This is a genomic window from Vibrio sp. TRT 1302 (assembly GCF_050113875.1).
Taxonomy (GTDB): domain Bacteria; phylum Pseudomonadota; class Gammaproteobacteria; order Enterobacterales; family Vibrionaceae; genus Vibrio.
Genome location: NZ_JBNJOF010000019.1, coordinates 55,365 through 71,164 on the forward strand (window position 1 = coordinate 55,365; position 15,800 = coordinate 71,164).

The following is a 15,800-nucleotide window of genomic DNA, read 5'->3' on the forward strand; positions in this document are numbered from 1 at the left end:
AGCTGACTATGGCCGTGATTAAGTCGAAGATTCACACCGACGCCCCACTCTACATGAAAAACGTTGCCGCGATGTCCACGCTGGTTAAAGAGCTAGAGGATGACATCGCTTCTATCAAACTAGGCGGAGGCGAAAAAGCGATCGCCCACCAGCGAAAAAAAGGCAAGCTTCCGGTACGTGAACGCATCGAGCATCTTCTCGATGCCAACTCTCCATTTCTCGAAATAGCTCAGTTCGCCGCGTGGAACGTGTATGACGAACCAATTCCTTGTGCGGGTGTTGTTGCTGGCGTAGGACAAATCAACGGGCAGTCATGTATGGTGATTGCGAATGATCCTTCAGTGAAAGGCGGAACATACTACCCTCTGACGGTAAAGAAACACTTACGAGCGCAAGAGATCGCCCAACGTTGTCAGCTGCCATGCATTTATTTGGTGGATTCAGGTGGTGCCAACTTGCCTCACCAAGCCGATGTCTTTCCTGACCGCGATCATTTTGGTCGCATCTTTTTCAACCAAGCCCGAATGTCGGCGAAAGGGATCCCACAAATCGCCGTTGTCCTCGGATTATGCACCGCAGGAGGCGCTTATATCCCAGCGATGGCGGATGTATCGATCATAGTGAAACAGCAAGGCACGATATTCTTGGCTGGTCCCCCTTTGGTTAAAGCCGCAACCGGTGAGATTGTGACCGAAGAAGAGCTCGGTGGCGCAGATGTCCACTGTCGAAAATCAGGCGTAGCTGACTATTACGCGGAAGATGAACTGCATGCACTTCAGTTGGCAAGACAAGCTGTCTCTAACACTAACTTATCGTGTGAACTCACCCCATCCGCTCAGCAGACACAAAGCGCATCCCCTCTTTACAACATCGAAGAACTTTATGGCATTGTGAATGCGGATCTTCGCTTATCGTTCGATGTGCGTGAAGTTATCGCCCGAATTGTTGACGGTTCGGAGTTCGACGAGTTTAAAGCCTTATTTGGTACAACTTTGGTATGTGGCTTTGCGCGTATTGAAGGCCATTTGCTTGGCATTATCGCCAACAATGGCATTCTGTTTTCCGAATCGGCTCAAAAAGGAGCTCATTTCATTGAGTTGTGCGCTAAACGAAAAGTGCCGCTTTTGTTCCTGCAAAATATCACCGGCTTTATGGTGGGGAAAAAGTTTGAAGAAGGCGGTATCGCCAAAAATGGCGCCAAACTCGTCATGGCCGTAGCGTGCGCCGAGGTACCCAAGTTTACCATTATCATTGGAGGTTCGTATGGTGCGGGCAACTATGGTATGTGCGGCAGAGCCTATGATCCAACGCTGATGTGGATGTGGCCGAATGCGCGAATATCCGTAATGGGGGGAGAACAAGCGGCGGGTGTGTTAACTCAGGTTAAACAACAAGTCATGCAGCGTCAGGGAGAAAGTTGGGTTCAGGAGGACGCCGACCAATTTCGCCAACAGATCCTTGAACAATACAACCATCAAGGGCATCCCTACTATGCCAGCGCCCGTCTATGGGATGACGGCATTATTGACCCCAAAGATACGCGACAAATTCTGGCGCACGCGCTCAAGCTAGCTCTTCGTCACCCGATTAATGATAGCCAGTTTGGTATCTTCAGGATGTAAATTATGGCCACCAGAATCGACCGAAATCTCCCCCAAAGCATTGTCTACCATATCGATAACAACGGTATTGCGACCGTAACTCTTTGCCGACCTGAAAAGGCTAATGCCTTCAACGCCGATGTCATTGCTCAACTGAACAGCGCTTTAGATAGCCTCCCCGCCGACCCTACGGTGAAAGCCCTGATCCTCAACAGCCAAGGTAAGCATTTTTCAGCCGGTGCAGATATCGAGTGGATGCGCTCCATGGTGACCAAGAGCGAGCAGGAAAATCACCTCGATGCGTACCAGTTAGCCACTCTGCTTGATAAGCTTGATCGATTCCCTTTTCCGACAGTAGCAATTGTCCAAGGTTGCGCCTTTGGCGGTGCGTTGGGACTCATTTGTTGCTGCGACATGGTGTTTGCCAGTGAGAACTGTCAATTATGCTTGAGTGAGGTCAAGCTAGGGCTCATCCCTGCGACGATCGCTCCTTACGTCATCAGAGCCATGGGCGTACGCCACGCCAGACGATATATGCTATCGGCAGAGCGAATCGATGCCCACACAGCACTCGAACTCAACCTAGTTCACCGCATCTCTCCTAGCTTAGATTTAAACGAGGATGCGCACCAATGGCTACTGCCAATACTGAATCATGGACCACAAGCGATGGTTGAAGTTAAGCGCCTTTGCCACCACTGTGCCGAGTCACCGATTGATGACGCTTTAATGCGTTATACCAGTGAACTGATCGCCAAAATACGTGTGTCACCTCAAGGACAGGAAGGCTTGTCTGCATTCTTGCAAAAGAGAGCGCCTGACTGGATGAAGAAGGAACATTAGCGATATGAGTCAAGCGAACAAGGTGAACGTCCCAAGCATTCAACTCGAACAGGTCAACATCTTTGAAGTTGGGCCTAGGGATGGCTTGCAAAATGAAGCGGCATTACCTGTCGAGGTAAAAATAGCCTTGATTGACCAATTGTCCTCAACAGGATTAAAACAGATTGAAGCTGGGGCTTTTGTTTCAGAAAAAAAAGTGCCCCAGATGGCTAATTCCGGTCAGGTATTTGCCAATATCAAACGGCACCAGGGGGTGGTCTATTCTGCGTTAACGCCTAATGTTCAAGGGCTTGAAGAAGCTCTAAAACATAACGTACAACAAGTCGCAGTCTTTACCTCAGCTTCGGAAGGATTTTGCCAACGCAATATTAATTGTTCAATTTCTCAGAGTCTTCAACGGTTTAAGGACGTGATAGATTTGGCGCATGCGCATAACATTCCTGTTAGAGGGTATTTATCTTGTGTCGCAGATTGTCCTTATGACGGCCCAACCCAACCTGTACAAGTTGCTCAACTAACACAAGCGTTGCTCGATATGGGCTGCTATCAAGTTTCTCTCGGCGATACGATTGGTACTGCTACGCCAAATCGAACTGCGCAGTTGCTTGCCGCTATTCTCACCGACACGCCCGCGACATCAATTGCGGTTCACTTCCACAATACCTATGGACAGGCACTGGCCAATATTTATCAGTCCCTCCTTATGGGCATCAATACGATCGATTCAAGCGTCGCTGGCTTAGGGGGTTGCCCTTACGCAAAAGGGGCGTCAGGAAATGTCGCGACAGAAGACGTACTTTATCTATGTCATGGACTTGGAATTAAAACCGGAGTTGATCTCAATGCCGTCGCAAGAGTCAGCGCATTCATCTGCCAAACGTTAAATATCCTGCCTGCATCTAATGTTACACGCGCATTACAGTGCAAAATTCGTACATAATTATGTGCCGACCATCCAACTTTTGTGATTTGCATTGAAAAAATGCGTGAAATGCGAGCTACAAAAATGTTATCTATATAGTCAAATGTTTGAACAATCGTCACAATACTGACGCATTGCCACTCGTGCCTGCTTAAAATGGCACTCTGCTACAGGTGTATAAGTTACCGTCATGAACATATTAGTTTGCGATGACTCGTTGATCGCTCGCAAATCCATCATTAGTCGAATAGCCCCTTCAGATACTATCCAAATTTTCCAATCAGAAAACGGAAAAGCCGCGTTAGAAATCATGAGTAATCAAAATATCGACTTGTTGTTTCTTGATCTAACTATGCCTGTTATGGATGGTTTCGAAGTCCTCGCGTCTCTGCCTGTAAGCTACTACCCAACACACATCGTAGTCGTCTCTGGTGATATTCAGATTCAGGCCAAGAACCGATGTCTTCAACTTGGCGCTAATGAGTTTATTGAAAAGCCTTTTGTTACCGCGGATCTCGTCGAACTCTTTAATCGTTTTGAGATTCCGCTAAAAGCAACGACAACTCAACACCCTGAGCTGACGCCAAACGCGATTGATCTTATGGGTGCAATTCGCGAAATGAGTAATATAGCGTTAGGTGCCAGTGCATCTATCATCGCCGAACAAGTGGGTAAATTCATTGAAATGCCATTACCCAACGTCGCTTCATTGCATCAATCAGAATTAAAAATGACGGTGCAAGACATCGTCAACAATTCTGAATCCCGTGCAGTTTCACAACGTTTTGTTGGTAATGGCATCAATGGAGAAGCCTTGGTTTGCCTACATGGCAAAGGGTTTGAACAGCTTACAAACGTCGCGTGCGATGACCAGGTTAACTCCACCAACGAAGTCATTCTCGACATATCAAACTTACTGGTTTCGTCATTTCTGGTCTCTTTTAGCAGACAGTTGGACATCTCGATATCGCTGCGCCAGCCGATTGTGCTGGAAAAAGAGCCGCTGCAAGCATCGCTGAATTCTAGCGGTTTCCTTGAGGAGTATGACCAAGACATTTTCACGATCGAATTTGTCTACAAAGCCGAAAATCTGGATGTTGCTTGTGACATTATTTTCTTGATGGATAACGAGTCTCTCGATGCCATTCAACAAATTCTGGAGAGCTTAATATGACGGTAAGTGAAATCGGTGACCTTCACTGGGCAATGCAAATTATCGGCGATCTTGATGCTGGGCTTATCGTCGTTGATCGCGATTACAAGGTATGTGCATGGAACACATTCATGCAGTCGTACAGTGGAATCAGTGCCGATCAAATCCTAGGAAAAGTGCTGTTTAGTGTTGTTAGAGATCTACCTGAAGCTTGGCTGAGAAAAAAGGTCAATACCGCATTTAGCCTCAATAGCAGAGGCTTTTCCTGCTGGGAAGACCGCCCTTACCTGTTTAAATTTAAAAACTTTAGCCCTATCTCCAACAGCTTAAGTGAGATGCGCCAAAACATTACGTTTTCGCCACTGACCTCAGTCAATGGTGATGTGTCGCACGTGAGTTTGATCATCAATGACGTGACGGATATTGCTAAAAATAAGATTCATCTGTTGGATTCAAACCAAAAGCTGTCCAACTTGAGCCAAACCGACGGGCTCACTAAGCTTTACAATCGCGCACATTGGGAAAAGAATCTGCAAAAAGAGTACGAACACTGTCAGGTGACGGGTGAAGTCTCATCACTTGTTATTTTTGATATCGACCATTTTAAACGTGTGAATGACACATATGGCCATACGGTGGGCGACGAAGTGATCCGTCACGCTGCTGAAGCCTTAAAGCGTGCCTCACGCAGTTCCGATATTTGTGGACGCTACGGTGGTGAGGAGTTCACGGTTATCTTGCCCGGTACATGTGCCAATCAAGCGCTTTATTTCACTGAACGGTTACGTAAACGGATTGAGAGCTCGATAGTCAAATGTGAGCAACACCATGTCAAATATACTATCAGTCTTGGCGTTTGTGAGATTTCGCCGCTCCAATCAAGTCACCTTGCTTGGCTTGAGCATGCAGATAAGTCGCTTTACTTATCCAAAGAGTCTGGGCGCAATCGTTCGACGGTTTTCGAACCTTCGTTCGTTGAATAACTATTCAATTCAGAGCTCAAATAGAACCGTGGTAAGAATCGCTGACCTAACTTAGCGTTCAGCGATTCTGGTTTTAGATTGAGCTTTCTCACGCAATCTATCATTCAACGTTATGCCATGTTTGGCACTAGGCTGACTCGATAACTTGGTAAAAACGCTCAACGTTAAGCGTCACTCTTCCCCAATGGGACGCTTTTACGCGTTGTTGATGAGCATCGAATGACGCCCTATCGATAAACTCTTCATACACATCAAACCGAAGAGGGTTATCACTATTCTGAGTGACGCTAAAGGTAATACAGCCCGGCTCTAGCAACGTTAGCTGCCTATGGGTGATCAACTCGTTTTTCACGACATCGAGATCGCGCTCTGGCACCAAAATAAAGCCCTTTAGCGTCACTTTTGTCATGCTTGTTCCCTATTCACCTTCAAATTTAGCGTAACACTCTTCTAGTTGTGCATCTGTCATTCCTAGCACCGACGTAATCCCATTGTTAAGACAATTCTCATATTGGCTATCATCATCACTTTGGGTATCAATGAATTTCGCACATTTATACATCGAGTCGCGATAGCCTTGAATAATGGTTGCTTGCGTTTTGCCACTGCATTTAGCTAGGTGGGCAAATGCACCGTTATTTGTCATAAAATCGATCTGAGTATTTATACCAGATTCGATTTGGCTCTCAGTGAGTTTGTTGGTAGCGTGACTTGGTGTTGCTAATACCGTAATGGAAGCAGCCAATAGCAAGCGAGATATTGTTGAAAATTGCATAGAATCCCTTTGATGTATATTTTTTGTCCAAAATAGATCACGACATACTTAACGAGGCTTAAAGAGACACGCAAGTTTAAGAACGTCGTAATATTTTAAGCATTAATTACATTAAAAATTTTTCTATTTAAAGTTAATTTTTCGCATAGCTTTTTAACTGCTTATTCCAAATTAGGCCGATATACCGACCGACCTTGATGCGCCAAAGTAAAAGGAGAAGACCAGCACTCAGCATAAAATCACCGGCATCCACATAGCAAAAAACTCAGCAGCAGCATCATAAAAATCGAACGCTAAATGTTCAATACTCGCAAAAGTAAGTCAAATTTCACTTCGATACATTGGGGAATCAAGCGGTAGTAACTTGAAAAGGGCTAAATTGAGCGCCCTGCACTAACTCAGCCCTGAACTTCTAACTATAATATTATCAGTAACTATTATTAAAACGCAGACTATGTTTGATTCGAAATCAACCAATGAACTGGATTGCTCACTCTTAGAGCAATTGGGCTATTGGGTCACCATCTATGACCAACAATGGCGACCGATCTATTCCTGTAAAAAGACGACTGAGTTTTTAACTAAGGCAAGTAGTGGTAAAGAGTCGAGCAACCAAAGCTTAAAAGAGGTTATTGATGCTCAGAACTGGTCCATATTGAAAAGTTCGGCAACGTCCAACGATGGTAAAGCTCATTTAATAAAACTCCCCGCTTTAGAGATAAATCTAATAATCCGTTGTACTAGCAAAGAAGTGTCAGGCAACCTCTTCTACATATTGAGCTCAGAGCCCCTTGAGACGGATAGCAATAAGCAACCCTGTATCAATGAAAGAACCGTCTTAGATGTGGATAAGCATTTAAAGTTGGGCTTTTGGCGATACGGGATAAATAACAACGATCTATTATGGTCGCAAGGCATCTATCAAATACATGGATTGTCACCCGACAGTTTTACCCCTACGTTAGATAATGCTTTGGCCTTCTACCACCAAGATGACTTACCGATCATTAAAGGATTGGTTAACGACGCTATCTCAGAGAAAAAGCCTTGGCACGATGTCAGGCTACGAATTGTCGCCCCCGACGGGTGTGTTCGCCATGTATCATCGAGTGGATGCTTTGTTCAACTCCCTAATAGCGTTGATAGTTTCATTTGTGGAGTCTTTGAAGATATTACAGAACAGCAGAGAGTGAAAAACGAACACGATTTTTTGGTGACGGCTTTAAAAGAAACCTCTGTTGGGATGGTTATCGCAGATCACAATAAGAACGTGATATGGGTGAACAAATCATTTGAAGGAATGACTGGCTACACATTGTTAGATGTTGCGGGCAGCAAACTCGGCGATGTACTTCAAGGAAAAGATACAGACCCTAACGTAGTAAATGAAATAAGTCAGTCTCTTCGAAAGGGTATGGCGATAAAAGCTCGACTTCTTAACTATCACAAGAGTGGTCGCGCATACTGGAACGATTTATCCATTACCCCTATAACCAAAGGTTCTGAGATTGAATACTTTTTTGCCGTCCAAAATGACGTTACTGGTGAAGTAACTGCGAAACATGAGCTGCAAAATCTCAATAGCGAGTTAGAGGCACAAGTTGAATCGAGAACAATCGAGTTAAAATCGATCAATCAAAAACTTAGCGAACAAGCGAATATTGACCCGCTCACTGGATTACTGAATCGACGTTCTTTAAACACATGTGTTGCCGATGCTCAAAGCGCATTACAAGACAGAAACCAATCACTTTCCTATATTCTGTTAGACATCGACAATTTTAAACAACTTAATGACAGATTCGGCCATGCTGTTGGTGACCAGGCATTAGTCAAAGTGGCGAAAGCTATGCGTGAAAATAGTCGTCAGGAAGATAAACTCTTTCGACTTGGTGGCGAAGAGTTTTTAGTGGTTATGGCCGCTACCAATCAAAGTGTCGCTCTGACCGTAGCCGAGAGAATAAGAGTGGCAATAGCTTCTTTATCGATCAACTTTGAGGGCGAACGGCTTAATATCACCGCAAGCTTTGGCATATTAACGGATGGCAAAGGGCTATCCGTCGACGAGAGCCTAAAGTTGGTCGACACATGTTTATATAAAGCAAAAGCAAGTGGCAAAAATAGATTGGTGAGTGAGGTACGAACTCCATAATAGGCTTCGTTATTCAAGTTAAAGGGACACACACCATAGCCTATGGGTTCATATCACCTATACTCAATAGGACAAAGCGATTCACCTCATCACTTAATGAACAACTTAACATTCAAGCAAAGGATATGCGTCGTGGCAGACATAGATACCTCTCAATTAGTCGTTCCGGATTCTGTACTCAAGAGCTGGCAAGAAATTGTTGATTTAGTTGCCAAAATGACACAATGCCCCGCCGCATTAGTCATGCGTATTCACGAAAATGACATTGAGGTTTTTTCTAGCAGTCGAAGTGAGAACAACCCCTACGCGCCAAATGCAAAAGACTCACTTGGGCATGGTCTGTATTGTGAAACTGTGATTAGCGAAAGGCGCATGCTGAACGTTCCCAATGCGCTTAACGATCCTGAATGGGATCACAATCCAGACATCAAGCTGGGCATGATTTGTTACTGCGGCCTGCCTGTGTTTTGGCCAGATGACACCCCCTTTGGAACTATCTGCATGCTCGACAATCAAGAGCGCTACTTTGATGAAGATGCGATGTCGTTGCTTGGTCGTTTTCAAACGGCTATCGAAGGTCAACTTGAAACATTATACCGTAAAGAAGAGCTTGCCCGATTCAATCAGGAGTTAGAAAGCAAAGTCGCAGAAAGAACCAAGACACTTGCCGCGCTTAGCAGCCGTTTACTCAAAGAAATAGAGCAACGTTCCGCCGCAGAAAGCCACTTGGACTTTCACCTGCACTACGACCCTCTCACTAAACTCCCCAATCGAATCACTCTGGCTGACAAGCTCGCTAAACAGATGACCGCTCTAGATGACGATGAACAAATTACCCTGATTTATTTTAGTTTGAGAAACTTTAAATTTGTTAACGCAAGTTATGGTTACATGTTCGGTGATCAGATTTTGTCGTCACTGAGCCAGCGGATCAGCTACAAGCTGCCCAAAAAGTGGACATTGGCCAGAATTGTTGGCTCTGATTTTGTTCTAGCCGCCCAGCATCTGCGTAAACCAAAGCTTCAAGAACAAGTCATAGAACGAATTACCAATGCGTTCACCCAACCTTTTAGCGTCAACGGGATGAGTATCAATTTGCAATACAACTTAGGTATCGCAGTAGCCCCATTGGATGCAACAGATTCGTTCAGCCTCATTGAACGGGCCTGCTCGGCAATGAGTGAAGGTAAAAACGAAGGTTTGCAGGTCGCTTACTTTAATTTTGCCGCGCAAAAAGCCGCCGAAGAGCGCTTGCGACTTGAATCGCATCTTTCTAAGGCGCTGAAAAACGACGAACTCGAAGTCCATTTCCAGCCGATCATTTGTCTCAAACAAGGGGGGAAAATTATTGGTGCTGAAGCGCTATTACGTTGGAACAATCCAACGCTGGGGCAAGTTTCGCCAGACCGTTTTATTCCTTTAGCGGAAAGTAACGGCCAAATAATAGAAATCGGCTACTTCGTTTTGCACCAAGCATTGAAACAAGCTGCGGAATGGCATCAAGCATCCCCGCATTCGTTTAAAATGGCGATCAACATCTCGCCAATCCAATTCCAAGAACAACACTTTGTTCAACACTTACAAGACATTATTGATCTTTACCAACTCCCAGCGAAGTGCGTTGAATTGGAGCTCACAGAAGGCATTCTGCTGCAAGATGAAGAGTATGCGCAAAATGTCCTCGATCAGTTGCGTCAATTCGGCGTCAGCATTTCTCTTGATGACTTTGGTACCGGGTACTCTTCACTCAGTTACCTACAAAAATACGCGTTCGATACGTTAAAGATTGATCGCAGCTTTATCAATCAATTAGAACACAATCAACACAACCGAGAGCTCACAAGAGCCATTATCGCAATGGCACACAAACTCAATATGATGGTGATCGCAGAAGGGGTCGAAGAGCGGTATCAAGAAGACTTTATTCGAACCGAAGAATGCAACTACGCTCAAGGCTTTTTGTATGGCAAAGCCGTTCCTGCTGATGAGTTTACGCTACAAATGAAAAGTGCACCTTAGTCAGCGTTAAACGTTGTGTTAAAAAGAAGCGATTGTTTGCATGTTCATCATCAGTACCTAACGCATTGTTCCTTTAACACTACCCAATAGGTTGATTTTCAGTTGCGTTACGCAACGACCCTATTTCGGCCTTGTGATTTTGCATCATAAAGATTGGCATCTGCTTGACGATTGATTTCATCGATACAGCTCGAAGCATTCGCCTCGGCCAAACCAATACTGACCGTCACAGATATCGCCCTATCTCGATAGCGAATAGTCGCACTATCTATTGCTTGACGAATAGCCTCCGCATTATCGAGGGCATGCTGTTGACTAACACCCGATAACAAAATACAGAACTCTTCCCCTCCTTGGCGAAACACATTTTCCTCGCCCGCCACATGAGACATTGTCTTCACCACAGATTGCAGTACGAAGTCTCCTCCGTCGTGACCATATTCATCATTAATTGCTTTAAAGTGATCGATGTCTAACACCAATAAGAAGAATGGGGATCCTTGATTTTTTAGCGCTTGGTAACGATGCCTCAATGCTAGGCGGTTATTGGTTCCAGTCAGCGGATCAAGCGTGGCCAATTTACTTAACTTGTTTTCCGTTGATTCGCGGTTGAATTCATACACGTGCGCGATCGCTGAAATACTGAAATAGCAAAAGGCGAAGTTGATCATCATCGAAAACATATCAAAGTACTGCTCTAGGTGAAATTGATATGTGATATTGGCGATCTGAATTAAAAACAAACACGCGGTCGCTACAAAGCCGATCTTGTAGCCCAGCAACAAATAGTAAACGATAGGCAAAACAAGCGACCAGAAAAAAACACCAGTGACGGTTGGCTTGAGGAAAGTGCCAATAATGACGAGAAACGTTAGACACAGCGACATGATGTACTTATGGCCCTGGTATAGGTTATCTCTACCGATTTGACGATAAACATGCCAAGAGTAAAGCGCGTACAGTAATTCCAACGTACCGTAGATATAGCTCTGGCTAATAACAAAGTTACCGATAGCCAACAAGGCAGCCAAGCTCCCGATCCCGAAACTCATGCCTTTGAGCACTTTGAGACGTAGCGTTAAACTGCCGTTTAGTTCATCAATGTCCATATTTCCTTCCATGGGCTAAATGCTCTCAAAAAAGAGATATAATAACCTGATTAACTTACTCATAACAAGGATGCCAACGCATATATACATACGTATATTCAATAACTTAAACTATAAATTCCCAGTGACAGCGCGTAACATGAACTAGTATCAGCACATCAAAAAATAGAACAGAAAAAAGTAAAAAAATAATGAACTAATAAGGAAAGGTACCATTAAACACAGTACTTTTGGTTTCTCGCAGTTGTCATCTTTAAGCCCCTTTAGTTATCCAGTGAGGTTCAGAATGCCAACAAAAATAGGCAACGCGCATGAACTGAACCTTTAGCGAAAATATCTATAACTCACTCTCATTTCATCCTTTATGGCGTTTGTCCTTATTTGCTTAGAGTACGGATAAAAATTCGACCGATAAAGGTTTTTACAAAAGTGAATGAGTTAAAGACGCGAGTACGAAGGGTAAAAGCGTTAGATAACCGTCTTAGATGATAAAGGTGAATGGTTAAACAAATTCCGTTAATCGAAAAAGATACCAAATATCCCAAATTGATATTCTATCCCCATAACAACTCCCATAAAAAAAGCACTCAAAAAACCGAATCTCAAGCACTCTGCATTTAGCCTATATAGCCAATAAATGCAACCTGACTAGAGCGAATCCATGCAAACGATGGAAAATGCGCCCAACCTTGTACTTTCTTTGGAGCATAAGTATCAAGTTTATCGATCAAATAGTCTCTTCTCTTTCTGAGTAAAAAAGTGTAAAGGGTAATGTAATAAGATTACCAATACCAAATATGATCAATCCGAGACTAGACAACAAACCAACTCCACCTAGAGGAATCCAAATCCAAACGGGATAATCATTTATCATAACTTTATTCTCAGCGAACCCAATGTAGTACTAATAAAACCAATCAAACGCAAAATACTCAGCACAACCTCCATGTTCACTCACTATTCAATGCGTTGCTTTAATGTACATTAAATGAATCCCTGTCGGGGTTATCTTGGTTAAATCTCGGCTGTACACATACCCATGTTTTTCTAGTAAGTCGATAGAGTGATATGTCCATCCGGCAGCAAATGCTATTCCGCTTAAAGCAAATATCACGACAAGCTTATCCCAGATTTTTATAGTTTTCGGAAGATAAATATCTTTTATCTTTTCTCCAAGTACGAAAGCTTTCGGAGTCAGACACAACAAATAAAGCAAGACCCCCAAAAAACCCACGGGTAGCCATAACGTAATAATTGAAACTTGTACAAAATCAGCATGGTTCAATAAATCAAGATAGTCTTTTAAAACCCCTATTGAGACATAAAGCCAGCTAGGAAAGAAGAAACTCCACATGAAAAGTATTGCAAACCTAACTTTAGTCTTGGGTCGCATTTTCTAACTCCCTAACAATTGCCTTAGATATTTGAAACTCTCCCCAAGCACACGCCCAGAGAGCAAACCAACCATGCCAAAGAGAAACCAAAACCAATCAAACGCAAAGTACTCAGCACAATCTCCATGTTCACTCACTATTCAATGCGTTGCTTTAATGTACATTAAATGAATCCCTGTCGGGGTTATCTTGGTTAAATCTCGACTGTACACATACCCATATTTTTCTAGTAAGTCGATAGAGTGATATGTCCATCCAGCAGCAAATGCCACTCCTGCCAACGCAAAATAAAGGGTGATTTTATTAACTATTGGCGTCCACCTTTCACCAATTACTGATCTTGCATTTTTCCCTGTATATAAACCAATGAAAGCGAATATAACAAGCAAAATCAGTGCTCCAAAACTGCCCAATGGAACCCAAAGCGATATTACCGACACTCTAACAATAGGTACCATGTCTAAAAGGTCCTGATAATCGCGCAACAAACCAGCACATATCCAACCCCAAACTGGTATAAATATAAAAAGTACACATAAAGCAGCAAATCTAACCTTCGCTTTCGATTGCATTTTCCAATTCCGTAACAATTTTTTTGCGACACTAAACTCACCCCAAGCCCACTCAATAACCGCATAGGTAGCAAAGACAACCACAGCGCCAACTATCACATGTCCAGATAGGATTGCAGCCACCCATAATGCAGCTTCGCTAGCCCAAAATTGAACCAGGGCTTTGATCATAAGCAATTGATTTGTTATAAACAAACGCAAAGGACAAAGGCTCGCGCCAAGTATCTCTCATTCCTATGAATATGGGATTAAGGTCTCTGACTTCGCAAGGCTTGAGCTGATAAGGAAATTCATCGGAAGCCATAAGTAAATCAGGTCATGTGTAATAAAAAGGCAGGTACCATTAAACACAGTACTTTTGGTTTCTCGCAGTTGTCATCTTTACTCCCCTTAAGTGAGTTATCCAGCTAGGTTCAGAATGCCAACAAAAATAGGCAACGCGCATGAACTGAACCTTTAGCGAAAATATCAATAACTCACTCTCATTTCATCCTTTATGGCGTTTGCCCTTACTTGCCTCACAGGATTTAGAATGGAATACCTAGTATTTTAAATTTGTATTCAATCCCCATAAGCACTATTACGAAAAAAACACTCAAAAAGCCAAATCTTAGACATTCAGCATTTAGCCTATATAGCCAATAAATGCTCCCGAGCTCTTTTTTTATACCACTGCGCCAGTATTGAATTTCTTCTTTTGAATGGCGATTAAACCAACTAAAGGCCTGCTGACTAGAACGAATCCAAGCCAGTGATGGGAAATGAGCCCAACCTTGCACCTTCTTCGGAGCATAACTATCGAGCTTATCTATCAAATAATTTTTTCTATTTCTGAGCAAATAAAGCGTAATTGGCAAAGTTATTAAATTACCGAACCCAAATATAATCACACCAACACCAGAAATAACAATACCGCCCCATAAAGGCAACCAAAGCCATGCTGAAACGCCATTAATCATTGTTGAACTCCATTGACAAACTCAACAGCATCACCATACAAATCAAAGATGGCGTACTCAAACCCGTCACCAAAGTAATTTGAAGCTGCGCCCCCATATAACCCCCAATAATAAAACCCGCCGACCATTGGAATAATTGATAACCCATACGTCGTTGGTACAAATCTAGTGCCCAAAAAGCCAATCCCTTCTCCTATGAGTACATTAAGCCCAACTGACGCCGAGTTTTTCACACCTGCTCGAATACACGCTTCAGAAAACCCTTCATCTTTGGCACACACTTTTGCGATATCCATAAAGTTGTCACGCACTCCCAAAATGGTTGCTACCCATGCTGCACGACCCAAAAGCTTACTAAACTCCATCGACTTTTTATACAAAGCCGTCATATCAATGCCGCTTACAGCTTTCGAAAAATCTTTTGCTTTATAGAGCTGTTTCTTACCTACATTCAGATAGTAATTGACCTTTTTGACCTGAATGTTTTTGATGTAATTCGGAGCACCAAATTGAGTCGATATCGTTTGAACTTCTGTTTGAAAGGCTCGAGCTTGTTTACGCCATTGTTTGTAGTCAGGGTTTGACTTCAACCTATCACCCGTAACGCCTTTGGTCGATTCTCCTACATATTTTGAATAGTTATCAAATCGTTGAAACTCCTTTTGGAGCCTTTCCGCTTGAATCTTCATTCCCACAATGCCAGAGCCAACCGAAGCAATCATTTGATTGGTAAAGTTTGATTCTTTAACCTCTCCATCATCTACTTCATAAACCGTCGAGTTAGGCATGGCTGTTGATGTAAGCATAACACTGGCGAACTCTTCATGGTGGTCAGAGAACCACTCTTGCTGTTCTTCCGAAAGTGTAAAAAACAACTCAGCCAATTCAGAAACCTGAGCAATGGCTTCTGCTTCATCTGGATGTGTAGTTTTCCAAGGCGAAACGACAATAGGCATCCCTTTAGTTAAAAAGTGAAACGTCCTTTTTAAGTGCGGATTCAGTTTAATAATATGTTGGATGACTTCGTTAGAGTCAGTCTGGTATACATCCCTAGCAAATGTTTTTATATCTATCTTTTCGCCCGAGAAAATTATATACACTTCATCAATATCTTTAAGCTCATTCGACTCTTCAAAGCCCGCTGTGGTCAGTGAATGAGGGGCTGATGTAACTGGTTTTACCGCGATGCTCGGTTGTGTAGCACTTGCCAGAGATTGAGATGAAACAACATCAGCCGAGCAACCACCAAATGAGACACCTTGCCCAACACTTACGCCTGAGCCCATATTAATATTCACTCCCTGCCCTATATTGACGC

The 15,800-nt window shown here is 43.3% G+C and carries 13 protein-coding genes and 1 pseudogene; 7 read left to right on the top strand and 7 right to left on the bottom strand.

Annotation, left to right across the window (positions count from 1 at the left end; all coding sequences use genetic code 11):
* Positions 1–8: 8 nt before the first annotated feature.
* The 5 genes from ACQEXP_RS17465 to ACQEXP_RS17485 all read left to right on the top strand — a co-directional run bounded on the left by ACQEXP_RS17465 (position 9) and on the right by ACQEXP_RS17485 (position 5,502).
* Complete coding sequence (locus tag ACQEXP_RS17465) at positions 9–1,622, top strand: carboxyl transferase domain-containing protein (RefSeq protein WP_426971093.1); 1,614 nt, start codon at positions 9–11, stop codon at positions 1,620–1,622.
* 3 nt (positions 1,623–1,625) lie between these two features.
* Positions 1,626–2,444, top strand: a complete 819-nt coding sequence (locus ACQEXP_RS17470; protein WP_426971094.1) for an enoyl-CoA hydratase-related protein — start codon at positions 1,626–1,628, stop codon at positions 2,442–2,444.
* A gap of 22 nt (positions 2,445–2,466) precedes the next feature.
* The gene (locus ACQEXP_RS17475) at positions 2,467–3,384 is read left to right on the top strand and encodes a hydroxymethylglutaryl-CoA lyase (RefSeq protein WP_426971105.1); all 918 of its coding nucleotides are present in this window, start codon (positions 2,467–2,469) and stop codon (positions 3,382–3,384) included.
* Positions 3,385–3,556: 172 nt separating this feature from the next.
* Positions 3,557–4,540 (top strand): response regulator, encoded by a 984-nt coding sequence (locus ACQEXP_RS17480; protein WP_269375545.1) that lies wholly within the window; start codon positions 3,557–3,559, stop codon positions 4,538–4,540.
* Positions 4,537–5,502, top strand: a complete 966-nt coding sequence (locus tag ACQEXP_RS17485; protein ID WP_426971095.1) for a diguanylate cyclase — start codon at positions 4,537–4,539, stop codon at positions 5,500–5,502. Before ACQEXP_RS17480 ends, ACQEXP_RS17485 begins: the two co-directional genes overlap by 4 nt.
* Before the next feature lie 127 nt (positions 5,503–5,629).
* Here ACQEXP_RS17485 and ACQEXP_RS17490 read toward each other — a convergent pair whose 3' ends face one another.
* Together ACQEXP_RS17490 and ACQEXP_RS17495 are read right to left on the bottom strand one after the other, a co-directional pair.
* Positions 5,630–5,911 (bottom strand): putative quinol monooxygenase, encoded by a 282-nt coding sequence (locus ACQEXP_RS17490; RefSeq protein ID WP_426971096.1) that lies wholly within the window; start codon positions 5,909–5,911, stop codon positions 5,630–5,632.
* 9 nt (positions 5,912–5,920) lie between these two features.
* Positions 5,921–6,277 carry a hypothetical protein gene (locus tag ACQEXP_RS17495; RefSeq protein WP_426971097.1) on the bottom strand — a complete coding sequence of 119 codons (357 nt, stop codon included), beginning with the start codon at positions 6,275–6,277 and terminating at the stop codon, positions 5,921–5,923.
* Between the two features lie 454 nt (positions 6,278–6,731).
* Here ACQEXP_RS17495 and ACQEXP_RS17500 point away from each other — a divergent pair, with 454 nt between their 5' ends.
* On the top strand, positions 6,732–8,429 hold the full coding sequence (locus ACQEXP_RS17500; RefSeq protein WP_426971098.1) for a sensor domain-containing diguanylate cyclase: 1,698 nt from the start codon (positions 6,732–6,734) through the stop codon (positions 8,427–8,429).
* 96 nt (positions 8,430–8,525) lie between these two features.
* A complete protein-coding gene (locus tag ACQEXP_RS17505) occupies positions 8,526–10,448 on the top strand; it encodes a sensor domain-containing phosphodiesterase (protein ID WP_426971099.1) in 1,923 nt (640 codons plus the stop codon).
* Positions 10,449–10,555: 107 nt separating this feature from the next.
* On the opposite strand, the gene ACQEXP_RS17510 is transcribed toward ACQEXP_RS17505, so the two are convergent.
* The 5 genes and pseudogenes from ACQEXP_RS17510 to ACQEXP_RS17530 form a co-directional block, all read right to left on the bottom strand.
* The gene (locus tag ACQEXP_RS17510) at positions 10,556–11,557 is read right to left on the bottom strand and encodes a GGDEF domain-containing protein (protein WP_426971100.1); all 1,002 of its coding nucleotides are present in this window, start codon (positions 11,555–11,557) and stop codon (positions 10,556–10,558) included.
* 961 nt (positions 11,558–12,518) lie between these two features.
* Positions 12,519–12,950 carry a hypothetical protein gene (locus ACQEXP_RS17515; RefSeq protein WP_426971101.1) on the bottom strand — a complete coding sequence of 144 codons (432 nt, stop codon included), beginning with the start codon at positions 12,948–12,950 and terminating at the stop codon, positions 12,519–12,521.
* A 141-nt stretch (positions 12,951–13,091) separates the two neighbouring features.
* A complete protein-coding gene (locus ACQEXP_RS17520) occupies positions 13,092–13,694 on the bottom strand; it encodes a hypothetical protein (protein WP_426971102.1) in 603 nt (200 codons plus the stop codon).
* Between the two features lie 356 nt (positions 13,695–14,050).
* Entirely contained in the window at positions 14,051–14,482 is a 432-nt protein-coding gene (locus tag ACQEXP_RS17525; protein WP_426971103.1) for a hypothetical protein, read from the bottom strand.
* Positions 14,479–15,800, bottom strand: a pseudogene (locus ACQEXP_RS17530) (hypothetical protein); the annotation flags it as partial. The pseudogene ACQEXP_RS17530 and the gene ACQEXP_RS17525, both read right to left, overlap by 4 nt.

Excerpts from the sequence above, each read along its gene's own strand:
- ACQEXP_RS17465 (WP_426971093.1), top strand. The coding sequence starts at position 9 with ATGGCCGTGATTAAGTCGAAGATTCACACCGACGCCCCACTCTACATG.
- ACQEXP_RS17470 (WP_426971094.1), top strand. The coding sequence starts at position 1,626 with ATGGCCACCAGAATCGACCGAAATCTCCCCCAAAGCATTGTCTACCAT.
- ACQEXP_RS17480 (WP_269375545.1), top strand. The coding sequence starts at position 3,557 with ATGAACATATTAGTTTGCGATGACTCGTTGATCGCTCGCAAATCCATC.
- ACQEXP_RS17485 (WP_426971095.1), top strand. The coding sequence starts at position 4,537 with ATGACGGTAAGTGAAATCGGTGACCTTCACTGGGCAATGCAAATTATC.
- ACQEXP_RS17490 (WP_426971096.1), bottom strand. The coding sequence starts at position 5,911 with ATGACAAAAGTGACGCTAAAGGGCTTTATTTTGGTGCCAGAGCGCGAT.
- ACQEXP_RS17495 (WP_426971097.1), bottom strand. The coding sequence starts at position 6,277 with ATGCAATTTTCAACAATATCTCGCTTGCTATTGGCTGCTTCCATTACG.
- ACQEXP_RS17500 (WP_426971098.1), top strand. The coding sequence starts at position 6,732 with ATGTTTGATTCGAAATCAACCAATGAACTGGATTGCTCACTCTTAGAG.
- ACQEXP_RS17505 (WP_426971099.1), top strand. The coding sequence starts at position 8,526 with ATGAACAACTTAACATTCAAGCAAAGGATATGCGTCGTGGCAGACATA.
- ACQEXP_RS17510 (WP_426971100.1), bottom strand. The coding sequence starts at position 11,557 with ATGGACATTGATGAACTAAACGGCAGTTTAACGCTACGTCTCAAAGTG.
- ACQEXP_RS17515 (WP_426971101.1), bottom strand. The coding sequence starts at position 12,950 with ATGCGACCCAAGACTAAAGTTAGGTTTGCAATACTTTTCATGTGGAGT.
- ACQEXP_RS17520 (WP_426971102.1), bottom strand. The coding sequence starts at position 13,694 with ATGATCAAAGCCCTGGTTCAATTTTGGGCTAGCGAAGCTGCATTATGG.
- ACQEXP_RS17525 (WP_426971103.1), bottom strand. The coding sequence starts at position 14,482 with ATGATTAATGGCGTTTCAGCATGGCTTTGGTTGCCTTTATGGGGCGGT.